This window comes from Geodermatophilus sp. SYSU D00696, from assembly GCF_054050235.1.
On record NZ_JBJGYY010000033.1, the window covers coordinates 1 to 15,266 of the forward strand.

Annotated in this window: 14 protein-coding genes; 7 read left to right on the forward strand and 7 right to left on the reverse strand. The window is 76.7% G+C overall.

Annotated features, from left to right (window positions below; genetic code table 11):
- Window positions 1-124: 124 nt before the first annotated feature.
- On the reverse strand, window positions 125-751 hold the full coding sequence (locus ACI79O_RS18510) for a hypothetical protein (RefSeq protein ID WP_456886981.1): 627 nt from the start codon (window positions 749-751) through the stop codon (window positions 125-127).
- 117 nt (window positions 752-868) lie between these two features.
- On the opposite strand from ACI79O_RS18510, the gene ACI79O_RS18515 reads away from it, so the two are divergent.
- The 5 genes from ACI79O_RS18515 to eutC all read left to right on the forward strand — a co-directional run bounded on the left by ACI79O_RS18515 (window position 869) and on the right by eutC (window position 5,988).
- The gene (locus ACI79O_RS18515) at window positions 869-1,267 is read left to right on the forward strand and encodes a hypothetical protein (RefSeq protein WP_456914862.1); all 399 of its coding nucleotides are present in this window, start codon (window positions 869-871) and stop codon (window positions 1,265-1,267) included.
- Window positions 1,268-1,336: 69 nt separating this feature from the next.
- On the forward strand, window positions 1,337-2,218 hold the full coding sequence (locus ACI79O_RS18520; protein WP_456914863.1) for an SDR family NAD(P)-dependent oxidoreductase: 882 nt from the start codon (window positions 1,337-1,339) through the stop codon (window positions 2,216-2,218).
- Window positions 2,219-2,330: 112 nt separating this feature from the next.
- A complete protein-coding gene (gene eat, locus ACI79O_RS18525; protein WP_456914865.1) occupies window positions 2,331-3,797 on the forward strand; it encodes an ethanolamine permease in 1,467 nt (488 codons plus the stop codon).
- On the forward strand, window positions 3,794-5,206 hold the full coding sequence (locus tag ACI79O_RS18530; RefSeq protein WP_456914866.1) for an ethanolamine ammonia-lyase subunit EutB: 1,413 nt from the start codon (window positions 3,794-3,796) through the stop codon (window positions 5,204-5,206). Before eat ends, ACI79O_RS18530 begins: the two co-directional genes overlap by 4 nt.
- Before the next feature lie 62 nt (window positions 5,207-5,268).
- The gene (gene eutC, locus ACI79O_RS18535; RefSeq protein WP_456914868.1) at window positions 5,269-5,988 is read left to right on the forward strand and encodes an ethanolamine ammonia-lyase subunit EutC; all 720 of its coding nucleotides are present in this window, start codon (window positions 5,269-5,271) and stop codon (window positions 5,986-5,988) included.
- Between the two features lie 3 nt (window positions 5,989-5,991).
- Here eutC and ACI79O_RS18540 read toward each other — a convergent pair whose 3' ends face one another.
- From ACI79O_RS18540 to ACI79O_RS18550, 3 genes are all read right to left on the reverse strand, one after another.
- A complete protein-coding gene (locus ACI79O_RS18540; RefSeq protein ID WP_456886967.1) occupies window positions 5,992-6,387 on the reverse strand; it encodes a nuclear transport factor 2 family protein in 396 nt (131 codons plus the stop codon).
- Between the two features lie 134 nt (window positions 6,388-6,521).
- Window positions 6,522-7,826, reverse strand: coding sequence for a PP2C family protein-serine/threonine phosphatase (locus ACI79O_RS18545; RefSeq protein WP_456914869.1), 1,305 nt, complete (start codon window positions 7,824-7,826; stop codon window positions 6,522-6,524).
- A 29-nt stretch (window positions 7,827-7,855) separates the two neighbouring features.
- The gene (locus ACI79O_RS18550) at window positions 7,856-8,119 is read right to left on the reverse strand and encodes a hypothetical protein (RefSeq protein ID WP_456914870.1); all 264 of its coding nucleotides are present in this window, start codon (window positions 8,117-8,119) and stop codon (window positions 7,856-7,858) included.
- Between the two features lie 19 nt (window positions 8,120-8,138).
- On the opposite strand from ACI79O_RS18550, the gene ACI79O_RS18555 reads away from it, so the two are divergent.
- Together ACI79O_RS18555 and ACI79O_RS18560 are read left to right on the forward strand one after the other, a co-directional pair.
- Window positions 8,139-8,786, forward strand: a complete 648-nt coding sequence (locus ACI79O_RS18555) for a hypothetical protein (RefSeq protein ID WP_456886962.1) — start codon at window positions 8,139-8,141, stop codon at window positions 8,784-8,786.
- Window positions 8,787-8,882: 96 nt separating this feature from the next.
- On the forward strand, window positions 8,883-9,221 hold the full coding sequence (locus tag ACI79O_RS18560) for a hypothetical protein (RefSeq protein WP_456886960.1): 339 nt from the start codon (window positions 8,883-8,885) through the stop codon (window positions 9,219-9,221).
- Window positions 9,222-9,239: 18 nt separating this feature from the next.
- Here ACI79O_RS18560 and cydC read toward each other — a convergent pair whose 3' ends face one another.
- From cydC to ACI79O_RS18575, 3 genes are read right to left on the reverse strand one after another with little or no spacing between them, the layout of a single operon-like run.
- Window positions 9,240-12,596, reverse strand: a complete 3,357-nt coding sequence (gene cydC / locus ACI79O_RS18565; RefSeq protein WP_456914871.1) for a thiol reductant ABC exporter subunit CydC — start codon at window positions 12,594-12,596, stop codon at window positions 9,240-9,242.
- Window positions 12,593-13,600, reverse strand: coding sequence for a cytochrome d ubiquinol oxidase subunit II (gene cydB, locus ACI79O_RS18570; protein WP_456914872.1), 1,008 nt, complete (start codon window positions 13,598-13,600; stop codon window positions 12,593-12,595). The genes cydC and cydB overlap by 4 nt, the downstream gene beginning before the upstream one ends.
- Before the next feature lie 12 nt (window positions 13,601-13,612).
- On the reverse strand, window positions 13,613-15,157 hold the full coding sequence (locus tag ACI79O_RS18575) for a cytochrome ubiquinol oxidase subunit I (protein WP_456914873.1): 1,545 nt from the start codon (window positions 15,155-15,157) through the stop codon (window positions 13,613-13,615).
- Window positions 15,158-15,266 lie beyond the last annotated feature (109 nt).

A 15,266-nucleotide genomic window follows, 5' to 3' on the forward strand; every position in this document is an offset into this window, starting at 1 on the left:
GGGTGCTGTTGGGGGTTTTTTATAAAACAAGACCCCCCCCCCCCCCGCGGGGCTGGTGGCGGCGGGGCGCGGGGGGCGGCGGCCCCCCCCGGGGCCGGCTCGCGTCCGGCCCCGCGGTCGGCGCTCAGATCCCGTAGCCCGCGCGGTCGACCCGGCGGTGGTAGCGGGTGCCGAGCTTGCCGCCGAGCAGCGCCCCGACCAGTGTCGCGACCAGGATCGCGGCCAGCGTGACGATGCCGGCGGTGGTCGCGGTGCCCTCGTCGACCGGGATGCGCGGCAGGTTCAGCTGCTGCAGCACGTTGTACTCGGCGCCGAAGGCGATCCCGAGGACGGCGAGCAGCACGACGACCAGCAGGCCGATCAGCCACACCGCCAGCCCCTGGCGCACCCCGCTGAAGCGCGCCATCCGCCCGGCGACGTAGCCACCGGCGAGGTAGGCGAGGAAGAGCACCACCAGGGCGGCGATCGCGCCGCCGAGGCCGATGCCGGCGGCCTGGTCGGTGGCCTCGCCGACGCTGTCGACGCCCTGCGCGAGGCCCAGCCCCACCCCGGCCGCCGACACCAGGGCGATCAGGATCACGGCCAGCCCGTTGGCCGACAGCCAGCCGAAGAACGCCGCGCCCCACTTGATCCCGCCGAAGCGGTCGCGCTGCGCGGCGACGGCGTCGCGGGCCGGGCCGCGGGTGGCGTGCGCCCCCTCGCCGGTCATCGTCGCGTCGTGGTCGTACTGGGTACGGTCGTTGGTCGCCACCCGGTCCTCCTCGTCTCGTGGGCGGCCCGTCGGGACCGCCTCGCTGACCTGCGGGTACCCGGCGGTGATCACCGCGAACCGGAGCCCCGCCGCGTTCACCCGACAGGAGGCCGCGCCGTGACGGTCCTGCTCGTCGACGCGGCCAACGTCGTCGGCGCGCGCCCCGACGGCTGGTGGCGGGACCGGGCCGGTGCCACCGCCCGGCTGCTGCGGCGGCTCGCCGGGGTGCCCGGCCGGCGGGTCGACGGGGCGCTGGTCGAGGAGGTGGTGGTCGTCGTCGAGGGCGCCGCCCGCGACGTCCCGGCGCCCGACGGCGTCCGCATGGTCCGCGCGGCCGGCAGCGGTGACGACGCGCTGGCGCGCACCGCCGCCGACCTGGCCGACGAGGGCCGGGCGGTGCTCGCGGTGACCGCCGACCGCGGCCTGCGCGCCCGGCTGCCGGAGGGGACGGCGGTCACCGGCCCGGGCCGACTGCTCGACGTGCTCGATCGCATGGCGGACAACGGATCGGGGTAGGCGCTCCCGGTCCGTCCGCGCCGGGCCCGTCCACCTCCCCGGCAACCCGAGCCGAGGAGACGTCGCCGCATGCCGCAGACCGTGCTGATCACCGGGGCCTCGAGCGGCATCGGCCGCGCCACCGCCCGCCTGTTCGCCCAGCGCGGCGCGCACCTGGTCCTGCTGGCGCGCGGGCGGGAGGCGCTGGAGGAGACCGCGACCGAGGTGAAGGCGCAGGGCGCGGCCGACGTCGTCGTCTGCCCGGCCGACGTGCTCGACGAGGACGCGCTGCGCACCGCAGTCGACGGCACGGTCGCCCGCTTCGGCAGCCTCGACGTGGTCGTGCACTCCGCCGCGGTGGTGGCCTACGGGCGGCTCGAGGAGCTGCCCAAGGAGGTGTTCGAGCGGGTCGTCGACACCACGCTGCACGGCACCGGCAACCTCGCCCGGGTGGTGCTGCCGGTGTTCCGCCGTCAGGGCGCCGGCCACCTGGTGGTCGTGAGCTCGCTGCTGGCGTCGGTGACCACCCCGCTCATGGGCAGCTACACCACCGCCAAGTGGGGTCAGCTGGCCATGGTCCGGACGCTGCAGCAGGAGACCCGGGACGTCCCGGGCATCTCGGTCTCCGCCGTGGCACCGGGTGGGGTCAACACGCCGATCTACTCGCAGGCCGGCAGCTACATCGGGCTCAAGGGCCGCCCGCCGATCCCGATCTACTCCCCGGAGCGGGTGGCCCGCTCGGTCGTGGCCCGGCTGGACCGGCCGCGGCGGCTGGTCCAGTCCGGCTTCGCCAACCCGGTCGTCATCCTCGGCTTCCGGCTGTTCCCCGCGCTCTACGACGCGCTCGTCGGCCCGCTGCTGCGGGTCTTCGCCCTCGCCGACGACGACCGGACCCCGCCGACGGCGGGCAACGTCTTCGAGTCCAGGCCGGAGGGCAACGCGACCAGCGGGCGGTGGCACGGGATCCCCTGAGGCCGGCTGCGTGAACGGCACGTTCCGTTCCGTCGCACCCCGTTGACCCGGCACCCGGCGCGGGACCAGGCTGGCGCTCCCCGCCGACGGCGGGCCGACGTCGGGAGCGCCCATGACCGCCGATCCCACCGCCCGTCCCACTCCGGCCCGGCCGGCCCACGGAGGAGTCGAGGCCGAGCGGGTCGACGCCGGCTACCACGAGCGGCGCCGGCTGCGCACCGGGACCGCGGGCTGGCTGCTGCTGGCCGGCCTCGGCGTCTCGGCGGTCATCTCCGGTGACTACGCCGGCTGGAACTTCGGCCTCGGGGAGGGCGGCTTCGGTGGCCTGCTGATCGCCACCGTGCTCATGGCGGTCATGTACACCGCCATGGTGTTCGGGCTGGCCGAGCTGGGCTCGGCGCTGCCGACCGCCGGTGGCGGCTACACCTTCGCCCGGCGCGCGCTGGGCCCCTGGGGCGGTTACGCCACCGGCGTCGCGGTGCTCATCGAGTACGCCATCGCCCCCGCGGCGATCGCCACGTTCATCGGCGCCTACGTCGAGTCCCTCGGGCTGTTCGGGATCACCGACGGCTGGTGGGTCTACCTCGTGGTCTACGCGCTGTTCATCGGCATCCACCTGATGGGCGTCGGCGAGGCGCTCAAGGCGATGTTCGCCGTCACCGTCGTCGCCCTCGCCGGGCTGGTGGTCTTCCTGGTCGGCGCCATCCCGCAGTTCGACGCGGGCAACCTGCTCGACATCGCGCCCACCGACGCGGCCGGCGCCTCGTCCTTCCTGCCGTACGGGCTGATGGGCATCTGGGCGGCGTTCCCGTTCGCGATCTGGTTCTTCCTCGCCGTCGAGAGCGTGCCGCTGGCCGCCGAGGAGGCCCGCGACCCGGCCCGGTCGATGCCGCGCGGGATCGTCGCGGCCATGGGCGTGCTGGTCGTGCTCGCCGTCCTCATGCTGGTGTTCACCCCCGGCGCGGCGGGGTCCGAGGCGATCGCCGGCTCGGGCAACCCGCCGGTCGACGCGCTCGCGGGCGCCGGCGCCTCCGAGGGGCTCACCCGGGTGGTCAACTACGCCGGCCTGTTCGGGTTGGTGGCCAGCTTCTTCTCGATCATCTACGCGTACTCGCGGCAGACCTTCGCGCTCTCCCGCGCCGGGTACCTGCCGCGCGCGCTGTCGGTGACCAACTCCCGGAAGGCGCCGGTGCTGGCGCTGCTCGTCCCCGGCGCGATCGGCTTCGTGCTCTCGCTCACCGGCCAGGGCGCGATGCTGCTCAACATGGCCGTCTTCGGGGCGACGGTCTCCTACGTGCTGATGATGGTCAGCCACATCGTGCTGCGCCGTCGCGAGCCCGGCCTCCCGCGGCCGTACCGGACCCCTGGCGGCACGGCGACCACCGGCGTCGCGCTGGTGCTGGCGGCCGCCGCGGTGGTGGCCACCTTCCTCGTCGACGTAACCGCCGCACTGTGGACGCTCGCGGCCTACGTCGTCTTCCTCGCCTGGTTCGCCCTCTACAGCCGGCACCACCTGGTGGCCTCCGCGCCGGAGGAGGAGTTCGAGCTGCTCGCCGAGGCCGAGGACGACGTCCGGTGAGACGGCGGGCCACCCTCGGCGGGCACACCTACGAGTTCCCGTCGCTGGTGGAGCTGATGGCGAAGGCGACGCCGCCGCGCTCCGGGGACGTGCTCGCCGGGTGCGCCGCGGAGTCGGCGGAGGAGCGGGTGGCCGCGCAGACGGTGCTGGCCGACCTGCCGCTGGCCACCTTTCTCGACGAGCAGGTGGTCGGCTACGACGAGGACGACGTCACCCGGCTGGTGCTCGACACCCACGACGCCGCCGCCTTCGCCCCGGTCGCGTCGCTGACGGTGGGGGAGTTCCGCGACCGGCTGCTCGCCTGGACGGCGGCCGGTGACGAGGCGGCGATCAGCGCGCTCGCGCCCGGCCTGACGCCGGAGATGGTCGCCGCGACGTCGAAGCTGATGCGCACGGCCGACCTGGTCGCCGTCGCCCGGCGGACGCGGGTGGTCACCGCCCTGCGCAGCACCATCGGCCTGCCCGGGCGGCTGGCGTCGCGGCTGCAGCCCAACCACCCGACCGACGACCCGGTGGGGGTCACCGCCTCGATCCTCGACGGGCTGCTGCACGGCTCCGGCGACGCCGTGATCGGGATCAACCCGGCCACCGACTCACCGGCCCGCACCGTGGCGCTGCTCGAGCTGGTCGACGCGGTCATCAGCCGCTACGACATCCCCACCCAGTCGTGCGTGCTGGCCCACGTGACCACCACGCTGCGCGCGCTGGAGCAGGGCGCGCCGGTGGACCTGGTGTTCCAGTCGGTGGCCGGCACGCAGGAGGCCAACCGCGGCTTCGGGGTCACCCTCGACCTGCTCGCCGAGGCCCGCGCCGGGGCGCTCGCGCTGGGCCGCGGCACGGTGGGCGACAACGTCACCTACTTCGAGACCGGGCAGGGGTCGGCGCTGTCGGCGGGCGCCCACCTCGGGATCGGCGGGCGGCCGGTGGACCAGCAGACGCTGGAGGCCCGCGCCTACGGCGTCGCCCGGCACTTCGAGCCGCTGCTGGTCAACACCGTCGTCGGGTTCATCGGCCCGGAGTACCTCTACGACGGCAAGCAGGTGCTGCGCGCCGGCCTGGAGGACCACTTCTGCGGCAAGCTGCTCGGCCTGCCGATGGGCGTGGACGTCTGCTACACCAACCACGCCGAGGTCGACGGCGACGACACCGACACGCTGACGCTGCTGCTCGGGGCGGCCGGCTGCTCGTTCGTCATCGCCGTCCCGGGCGCCGACGACGTGATGCTGCACTACCAGTCGCTGTCGTTCTCCGACGTCCTCACCGCGCGCCAGGTGCTGGGGCTGCGGCCGGCGCCGGAGTTCGAGGCGTGGCTGGCCCGGATGGACCTGCTCGACGACGGCGGCAGGGTGCGCGAGCTGGCCCCCGACGCGCCCGCCGCCCGCGCCCTGCTCGCGGCGGCGACCCCGTGACCGAGAACAGCCTTTACCGCGACAAAGGCACCCAGGAGAGCCTTGATCGCGACAATGGCACCGTGGTCGGGGACGACCCGTGGTCGGTGCTGCGGTCGGCGACCCGCGCGCGGGTGGCGCTCGGCCGCGCCGGTGACGCGCTGCCCACCGCCCGCGAGCTGGAGTTCCGCGCCGCGCACGCCGCCGCCCGCGACGCCGTCCACTCGCCGCTCGACGTGGACGCGCTGCGGACCGACCTCGGCGGCGAGGTGCTCGTCGTCGCCTCGGCCGCGCCGGACCGGGCCACCTACCTGCAGCGTCCCGACCTCGGCCGGCGGCTCGCCGAGGGGACGGCGCTGCCGCGGGCCGACGCCGACCTGGCGGTCGTGCTGGCCGACGGGCTCTCGCCCCGCGCGGTGCAGGCGCACGGGCCCGGCCTGGTCGCCGCGCTGCGCGACCGGCTGCTCGGCTGGACGCTCGCGCCGCCGGTCGTGGCCACCCAGGCGCGGGTGGCCCTCGGCGACGCGGTGGGGGAGGCCCTGGGCGCCCGCGCGGTCGTGGTGCTGATCGGCGAGCGGCCGGGGCTGTCCTCGGCGGACTCGCTCGGCGTCTACCTCACCTGGGACCCGCGGCCGGGACGGGTGGACGCCGAGCGCAACTGCGTCTCGAACGTCCGCCCGCCGCACGGGCTGTCCTACGCGCAGGCCGCCGACACCGTCGCCGCCCTGCTGTCGGCCGCGCGGGAACTGGGGGCGTCGGGCGTCGCGCTCAAGGACGAGGGCCCGGCGCTCCCCTCCGGCTGAGGATCAGGCGTAGAACGCGTTCACCGCGGCCTGGTCGGTGTGCGCCTCCTGGAACTCGGCGACGCGACCGTCCTCGTCGTAGCGGAACAGGTGGGCGGCGACCACGTCGATGTCCCGGTCCCCGCGGTGGGCGGTGAGCCGCACGACCGCGACGCCGTCGGTGTCGTCGGCGAAGGTCGCCCGCACCTCGGCCCGGAAGCTGCCCTCGGTGATCTCGAACAGCCGGCCGAAGAGGGCGAAGACCTCGTCGACGCCGGTGTAGCGGCCCGACAGTGCGTTGTCCCCGGGCTCGTGCCAGCGGATGTCCGGTCGCCACAGCTCCCGGAGGCGGTCGAGGTCACCCTTGCCGAAGGCCTCGTAGCCCTCGCGCATGCGGATCAGGTTGGGGTGGTCGGACACGGTGCGCTCCCTCCCGAGGACGGTCCCCCGTGACGGCGCGAGCAGTGTCGGCCCGGCGGGGGAGCGGGAGGAGGGGCCGGCGCGCGGCCCGGTGTGGCGGTGGCGCTGCGTCCGCCGGGGCGTCCGGGGAGTCGTCAGCGGCTGTCGGAGCCCGTGGGGCTGGCCTCCGGGATGTCGGGCGCCAGTTCGTCGTCGCGCGGCGGTGCCTTCCACTCCACGAGCAGCAGGGTGGCGTCGTCACTGGTGCGGCCGGCCCGGGCGGCCATCAGCGCGTGGGAGAGGCGGCGCACGGTCTCGGGGGCGGCCAGGCCCTCGGACGTGGTCGCCTCGATCAACTCCCGCAGCCGGGCCTCGCCGAACTGCTCACCGCCGTCGAGGCGCTCCTCGACGACGCCGTCGGTGAAGAACAGCACCCGGTCGCCGGGTTCGAGCCCGACGGTGTGCACCTCGGGGTCCGCGCTGCCGAAGCCGATCGGCCGGCTGGCCCGGCCGGTGAGCTCGCCGACGACCCGGCCGCCGCGCACCCACAGCGCCGGGTGGTGCCCGGCGTTGACCCAGCTCAGCTCGCCGGTCTCGGTGTCCAGCCGGCCGATCTGCCCGGTGGCGAACCGGCCGGGGAAGAGCTGGCCGACGACCCGGTCCATCTCGGCGTAGGTCTCGGTCAGGGACAGGTCGCGGCGGCGGCCGTGCCGGTAGCCGGCGAGGACGACGGAGGCCATCGCCGCCGCGGTGAGGCCGTGGCCCATGGCGTCGAAGACGGCGAGGTGCAGCACGTGCTCGTCGAGCGCGTAGTCGAAGCTGTCGCCGCCGACCTCGTAGGCCGGCTCGAGGATGCCCGACAGGTCGACGTCGGGGGTGGTCATCGACAGCGGCGGGAGGCTCTGCCACTGCAGCTGCGCGGCCAGCGTCATCGGCTGCCGGGTGCGGACGCGGGCGAAGGTGTCGGTGTAGGCGTCCTTGGTGACCAGCAGGTCCGCGACCAGTCCGGCGGCGCGCTGCGCCAGCCGCCGGTCGGCCTCGGTCGGCGCCCGGAGCACCAGGGACAGCACGCCGACCCGGTCGGAGCCGTCGAGCATCGGCAGGTGCAGCCGGACCCGGCCGTCCGCGAGCGGCTCGTCGACCATCCGGTCGCCGGCGAACGCGGCGCCGGCCGGGCCGCCGGCGATGGGGACGGGTTTGCCCGACAGGCCGGGCCCGGTCAGGGGGTGCAGGTCGACCTGGTCGATGTCCTGCAGCAGGATCGCGACCTCCTCGGCGCCGGCGCGGTGCAGCTCCTGCGCGACCAGCGGGCCGACCAGCCGCGGCGGGATCAGGTGGGCGCGGTCGAGCAGCGCGCCGAGCAGCCGCTCGCCGACGCTCTCGACCGCCGGGTGCCGGCCCTCGACGTCGCGCAGGGCCCGGTACGCCCCGCCTCCGTCGCTCGCCCCGTCCTTGGCCACCCGCTGGGCATGACCGGGCCTCCGACGGGTCAAACGCGGTGGGACCGGAACCGGATCCGGGGGAGCCGGCGGCGCGGCGGTGCCTCGACCGGGCCGGGCGGCTCGTCGCCGGGCCCGCCGTCCCCCACGGCCGCCGCGGCAGCGGCGTGCCGCTCGTGCAGCCGGGCACGGACGTCCTCGGGGGTGTGCGCCCGGCGCTGGCGCTCGTCCCGGGCCAGCACCGCGCCGGTGGCCGCGACCCCGGCCAGCCCGGCGAGGCCGAGCAGCTTCCACGTCCGCCTGGGTACCCGCACGGTCGCCTAACGTAGCCGCGTGTCCCGGCCCCGCGCGCTCTCCCTCGACGAGGCGGTCGAGCTCACCCGGACCGGCGACGTCTGGGTGTTCCGCGGCGCCTCGGTGGCCGACCGGGCGATCCGGGCGCTGACCAACGCGCCGGTCAACCACGTGGGCATGGCCGTCGTCCTCGAGGACCTCCCGCCGCTGCTGTGGCACGCCGAGCTCGGCCGCTCGCTGCCCGACGCCTGGACCGGGCAGCACCAGCGCGGCGTCCAGCTGCACGACCTGCGCGACGCCGTCCGCACCTGGCGGCAGCGCTACGGCCAGCGCGCCTGGCTGCGGCAGCTGGTCGGCCCGGCCGACGACGGCGGGGTGACCCGGGAGATGGAGGACGCCGTCCTGCGGACCGTCGCGCGGTTCGACGGCCGGCCGTTCCCGACCACCCGCGGGCTGGTCGGCGGCTGGCTCAACGGGCGGCTGCGCCGGGGCACCGCCGCCGAGACGGTGTTCTGCGCCGAGCTGGTGGCCGCCACCTACACCGCGATGGGCCTGCTGCCGGCCGACCGGCCGCGCAACTGGTACGACCCGGGCAGCTTCTGGTCCGGCGACGACCTGCGGCTGCTGCAGGGCGCCACGCTCGGCCCGGAGATCCCGGTCGAGGTCCCGGTCGAGGTCCCGCGCTGACCCGGTATCAGCCCGGAACTGTCACACCTCAGGGGTAGGCAGGACCTCACAGGAGACAGCTGGACCGAGCACGGGGAACCGCCCAGGAGGCTCGCCATGGCCACCGCCACCCTCGCCGTCCACACCGCCGCCCCGGTGACGCCGGTGTCCCCGGTCGCCCCGATCGTCGCGCCGGAGCGCTCCCGCCTGGCCGGTGACCTGCTCGCCGTCGCCTGGGAGCCCGGCGCCGCCCCGCCGCGCGAGATCCGCGTACGGCCCGAGCTGCTCGACCGCCTGCACGGCCAGCTGCGCCCGGCCGGGCTCGCCGCCGGCCTGCTCGGGGAACCCGCCGGGCTGCCCGTGGTCGCCGACCCGCTGCTGCCCCGCAGCCCCGGCTTCGAGGTGCGCCGGGTCCCGCCGGGCGGCCCGCTCCGCCCGCGCGCGATGGCGGCCTGACCGATCCCGCCCCGTCCCTCAGGCGGGCACGGCCTCCCGCGCGCCGAGGTCGAGGACCGTGTCACCGGGCCGCTCGACGGCGTCGTCGTGGGTCACGCAGACCACCACCCGCCCGGCCAGCGCCTGCCGGAGGTCGGCCACCAGCACGGCGGCGGTCGGCGGGTCGAGGTGGGCGGTCGGCTCGTCGAGCAGGACGACGTCGCGGTCGGCCAGGAGGGCGCGGGCCGCGGCCAGCCGGCGCCGCTCGCCGCCCGACACTGCCGTGCCGCCGGCGCCGACCTGGGTGTCGAGGCCCTCGGGCAGCCCGGCCAGCAGCGGCCCGAGGCCGGCCGCGGTGAGCGCGGCGGTCATCCGCGCCGCGCCGTCGGCGCCGGCCAGCTCCCCGCGCGGGGCGGCCAGCGCGAGGTTCGCCCGGATGGTCGAGGCGAACACGTGCGCCTCCTGCGGCAGCCACGCCGTCCGCGCCCGGACCGCGTCGCCGGTGAGCGTCGCGGTGTCGGCGCCGCCCAGCGTGTAGCTGCCGCCGCGCGGGCGCAGCGCCGCGAGGAGCACCGCGACGAGGGTCGACTTGCCGGCGCCCGAGGGGCCGCGGACCACCAGCCAGCCGTCGTCGGCGCCGGCCCGCGCGGTCAGCCCGCGCAGCACGTCGGGCCCCCCGGGCCAGCCGGCGGTCAGGCCGGTGACGACGAGGTCGCGCACCGGGGCCGGAGCCGGCCGCGGGGCGGCGGGGTCGGCGGGCACCGGGGCGGTGAGGACGGCGTCGAGGCGGGCGCGGGCGTCGGCCAGCGCGCCGCGCCGCTGCAGCGCGGGAACCAGGCCGGTGAGCGGCTCGGCCAGCGCCAGCGGCGCGAGGCCCAGCACCGCCACCGCCGGGCCGGGCAGCCCGGCGCCCGCGCCGACGGCGGTGGCGAGCACCGCGGCGAGGCCCGTGCCGAGCACGACCAGCCCGCTGCCGAGTGCGCCGGCCCGGGCGCCGGTGGCCGCGGCGGCCGAGCGGCGGGCGGCGACGGCGGCGAGGTCGGCGGCGGTCGCGGCGGCGAGACCGTGCGCGCGCAGGTCGGCCGCGCCCTCCAGCGCCGTGGTGACCTCGCGCAGCGCGGCGACCCGCAGCGTGCCCTCCGCGCGGGCGGCACCGGCGTCGACGCGGCGGTGCGCCAGCACCACGAGCGCGGCGGTGGCGGCCAGCACCAGCGCGGCGGCGCCCGCGGCGGCCGGGGAGACCAGCGCCAGCGCAGCGAGGGTGAGCGCCGGGACGGTGGTGGCGACCAGCGCCGGCGGGACCACCCGGACCGAGAGGTCCTGCACCAGCCCGACGTCGCCGACGACCCGGGCCAGCGCGCTGCCCGGCGTCCGGTCGGCGGCCACGCCCTGCGCGGCCAGCGCACGCCACACCCGCACCCGCAGGTCGGCGGCCATGCGCAGGGCGGCGTCGTGCGCGGTCAGCCGCTCGACCCAGCGCAGCACCGCGCGGCCGAGGCCGAACGCGCGGACGCCGACGATGGCGACCAGCAGCGTGAGGATCGGGGGCATCTCCGCCGCGCGGACGATGAGCCAGCCCGAGACGGCGGTCAGTGCGACGCCGGCGCCGGCCGAGGCCGTGCCCGCCGCGATCGCCCGCAGCAGCGCCCGGCGCGGCCAGCCGAGCGCCGTCGTCGTGCTGCTGCTCCCTTCCTTCGCGAGATCGGCGCTCTCGTGGCCATCGGGCGCCGACCGCCACGAGACCGCCGATCTCGCGGGAAGGGGCGATGCCACAGCGGGGACGGCGGCACCGGGCAGCGACACCGTGCGGTCGGCGAGCGCGGCCAGCGCGGGGTCGTGCGTGACCAGCAGGACGGTGACCGTGCCGCGCAGGCCGGCCAGGACGGCGGCGACGCGGGCGGCCGAGGCCTCGTCGAGGTGCGCGGTGGGCTCGTCGGCCAGCAGCAGCCGGGCGCCGCGGCGGACCCGCACCAGCGCCCGGGCCAGCGCCACGCGCTGCAGCTCGCCGGGGGAGAGGGTGGCGCAGTCGCGGCCGGCGAGGTCGCCCGCGCCCACCCGCTCCAGCGCCTCGACGACGAACGCCTCGGCGACGACGGCGTCCGGGCCGGGCGAGGGCGCGGCGTGCCGGCGCAGCTCGTCGGCGACCGTCGGCGCCGTCGTCCGCGGGTGCTGGGCGACCAGCGCGACGCCGCCGGCCGGCACCCCGGTGACGGTGCCGGCGACGTCGGCGGCCGGGTCGAGGGCACCGGTGAGCGCGGCGAGCAGCGTCGACTTGCCCGAGCCGCTGGGGCCGCGCAGCACGACCAGCTCGCCGGGGCGCAGCACGAGGTCGGTGGGCGGCAGCGCGGGCACCGCCCGGCCGGGGTGGCGCACGGTCAGCCCGGTGACGGCGACGTCGGCGCCGCGGGGGTCGCCGCCGTCCGGCTCGGGAGCGGCCGGCGGGACCGGCGCCGCGAGCACCGCGCGGGCCTCGGCGGCGGCCAGCGTGGCGGCCTCGCCGGCGTGGTGGGCGGTGCCCAGGGCGCGCAGCGGCGCGAAGGCCTCCGGGGCGAGCAGCAGCGCGGTCAGGCCGACGGCGAGGTCGAGGTCGCCGTGCACCAGCCGCAGGCCCACGGTGACCGCGACCAGCGCGACCGACAGCGTGGCGATCAGCTCGAGGACCAGCGCGGAGAGGAAGGCCAGGCGCAGCGTGGCCAGGGTCCGCCGGCGCGCGGCCTCGCCCAGCTCGGCGAGCGCGGCCACCTGCTCGGCGGCCCGCCCGAGGCCCACCAGCACCGGCAGCCCGCGGACCAGCTCGGCGACGTGCGCGGCCAGCCGGTCCAGCGCTCGCGCGGCGCTGGTGGTGCCGTCGCGGGTGGCCAGCCCGACCAGCGCGAGGAACAGCGGCACCAGCGGCAAGGTGACCGCGACCAGGCCCGCGGAGAGCAGGTCGGTGGCGGCGAGCACGACCAGCAGCACCGGCGGCACGAGCGCCGCCTGCGCGAGGGCGGGCAGGTAGCCGGCCAGGCCGGGCGCGAGGTCGGCCAGCCGCGTGGTGGCCAGCACCGCGGCGGGTGCCGGACCGCCCGCGGCGGCGACCGCGGCCGGCGAGGCGGCCAGCCGGTCGAGCAGTGCGCGGCGCAGCGCGTCCTCGGCGCGGCGGGCGTCGCGGGCGGCGGCCCGCTCGCCGAGGGCCCCGGCGACCGCGCGCACCACCGCGCCGGCCGCGGCCAGCGCCAGCGGGCCGGTCACCCCGCCGTCGGCGTATCCCGCGGCGCGGGCGACGGCGTGCGCCAGGCCGGCGGCGAGCAGCACCAGCCCCGCCGTCGACACCAGCGCGGCGGCCGCCGCCCGGGCCAGCGCGCCGGGCAGCCCCGGCACGCCGGCCAGCGGCGCGAGCGGCCCCCGCGAGGTCACGCGGCCACCGCCTCGTGCTCCGGCTCGGCGGTGAGCCGCTTCCGGAACACCCAGTAGGTCCAGGCCTGGTAGGCCAGCACCACCGGCAGCCCGACCGCGGCCACCCAGGTCATCACGGTGAGCGTGTAGTCGCTGACCGAGGCCGCCGCGATGGTCACGTCGAACGCCGGGTCGACCGTCGAGGGCAGCACCACCGGGTAGGCCGCGCCGAACAGCGTGGCCGCCGAGGCCAGCAGCACGGTGGCCCAGCCCGCGAAGGCCTGGCCCTCGCGGTCGAGCCGCACCCGGGTCCAGGTGACGACGACGGCGAGCGCCGCCACCAGCCACAGCACCGCGGTGACCGCCGTGCCCGAGCGCAGCTGCACCAGGCCGGCCCAGGCCAGCAGCGGCAGCGCGGCCACCGGCGACCAGCGCAGCGCGAACGCCCGCGCCCGCAGCCGCACCGGGCCGTCGGTCTTGAGCGCGAGGAACAGCGCGCCGTGCACCAGCGAGAAGCCGAGCACCGCCGCCGCGCCGAGCAGCGACGACCAGCCCAGGCCCGCGAACGCGCCGCCGACCCGGGTGCCGTCGGCGTCGATCGGCAGGCCCAGCGTGGTGGCGCCCAGCGCCGCACCGACGCCGGCCGCGGCCACCAGCGAGCCGCCGGTGATGACGCGGGTCCAGGCGGCGTCCCAGCGCGGGTCGTGCGAGGAGTGCCGCCACTCGAAGGCCACCGCCCGCACGATCAGGCCGAGCAGCACCACGACGAAGGGCAGGTACAGCGCCGGCAGCCAGGTGGCGTACCAGCCGGGGAAGGCGGCGAACACCGCGCCGGCGGCGGTGATCAGCCAGACCTCGTTGCCGTCCCACACCGGGCCGATGGTGCGCAGCATGAGGTGCCGGTCGGCGGTCCGCCGCCCGAGCACCGGCAGCAGCGCCGCGACGCCGAAGTCGAAGCCCTCGAGCAGCAGGAAGCCGGTCCACAGCACCGCCACGGCGGCGAACCAGAGGGTCTGCAGGTCCATGGTCGGGTGCTCCTAGTACGCGAAGGAGAGGACGTCGTCGTCGCTGTTGTCGTCGTCCCGGTCGCCGTCCCGCCGGGAGTTGCCCACCGCCGGCGGCGTCGGGGTGGTGTCGCCGGTGGTGACCCCGCGGCGGACCAGCCGGACGAGCAGGAACAGCTCCACCACGGCCAGGGCGCCGTAGAGCAGGCCCAGGCTGACCAGCGAGGTCCACACCTCGGCGGCGGTGATGCCGGGGGAGACGGCCTGGGCGGTGAAGAAGTACACCTGCTCGCCCACCGGGACGTCGGGGTTCGGGTGGACGACGAAGGGCTGGCGGCCCATCTCGGTGAAGACCCAGCCGGCCGAGTTGGCCACGAACGGCGCCCCGACGGCCAGCAGCGAGCCGTAGACGCCGACCCGTGACGTCGGCACGCGCCCGCGGCGGGTGCCCCACAGCGCGTAGGCCGCCACCCCGGCCGACACGGCGCCCATGCCGATCATCAGCCGGAAGCTCCAGTAGGTGGCCGCGAGCACCGGGGTGTAGTCGATGGGCTGGCCGGCGCGGTCGCCGAAGCTCGGGTCGTCGGGGTACGTGGCGCCGTAGACCTCGGCGTACTGCTCCTGCAGGTCCTCGATGCCGGGGACGGCGGTGGAGAAGTCGCTGTGCGCGAGGAAGGACAGCAGCCCCGGGACGGTGATGCTGTGCACGTCGTCGCACTCGTTGGAGCCGAGCTTGGCCCAGGCGAACACCGAGAACGGCGCGGGCGCCTCGGTCTCGCACAGCGCCTCGGCCGAGCTCATCTTCAGCGGCTGCTGGTGGTACATGAGCTTGCCCTGCCAGTCACCGGTGACGGCGACCAGCACGAAGGCGGCCAGCGAGACCCAGCCGCCGAGCCGGACCGAGCGCCGCCAGACGGCGTGGTCGACGTCGGTGGTGGGCGCCTGCGCCAGCCTCCGCTTCCGCAGCTGGTAGAGGCCGATGCCGACGAGCAGGGCGCCGGCGACCATGAGCGCCGCGACGATCGCGTGGGTGAACGCGGCCAGGGCGGTGTTGTTGGTCAGCACCGCGAGGAAGTCGACCTGCTGCGGGCGGCCGTCCGGGCCGACGGTGACCCCGACCGGGTGCTGCATCCACGAGTTGGCCGCGATGATGAAGTACGCGCTGACGATCGAGCCGACGACGGCGGCCCACAGCGCGGCCAGGTGCAGCTTCTCCGGGATGCGGCCCCAGCCGAAGATCCACAGGCCGAGGAAGGTCGACTCGAGGAAGAAGGCCAGCAGCGCCTCCATCGCCAGCAGCGAGCCGAAGACGTCGCCGACGAAGCGCGAGTACTCGCTCCACGCCAGGCCGAACTGGAACTCCTGCACCAGGCCGGTGGCCACGCCGAGCACGAAGTTGACCAGGTAGACGCGGCCCCAGAAGCGGGTCATCCGCAGCCACTCGGGCTTGCCGGTGCGCACCCAGAGGGTGTGCATGACCGCGACCAGGATCCCCAGGCCGATGGTCAGCGGGACCATGAGGAAGTGGTAGACGGTCGTGATGCCGAACTGCCAGCGGGCGATGTCCAGGACGTCCACGGCACCTGCTCCTCACCTGCCGGAACTCCCGGCACCTCCTTTCTACGCCTCGTAGAACGGCTTCTCTACGGCGCGTAGAAGATGTCGGCGTGAGGTGCGCGACAGCCTC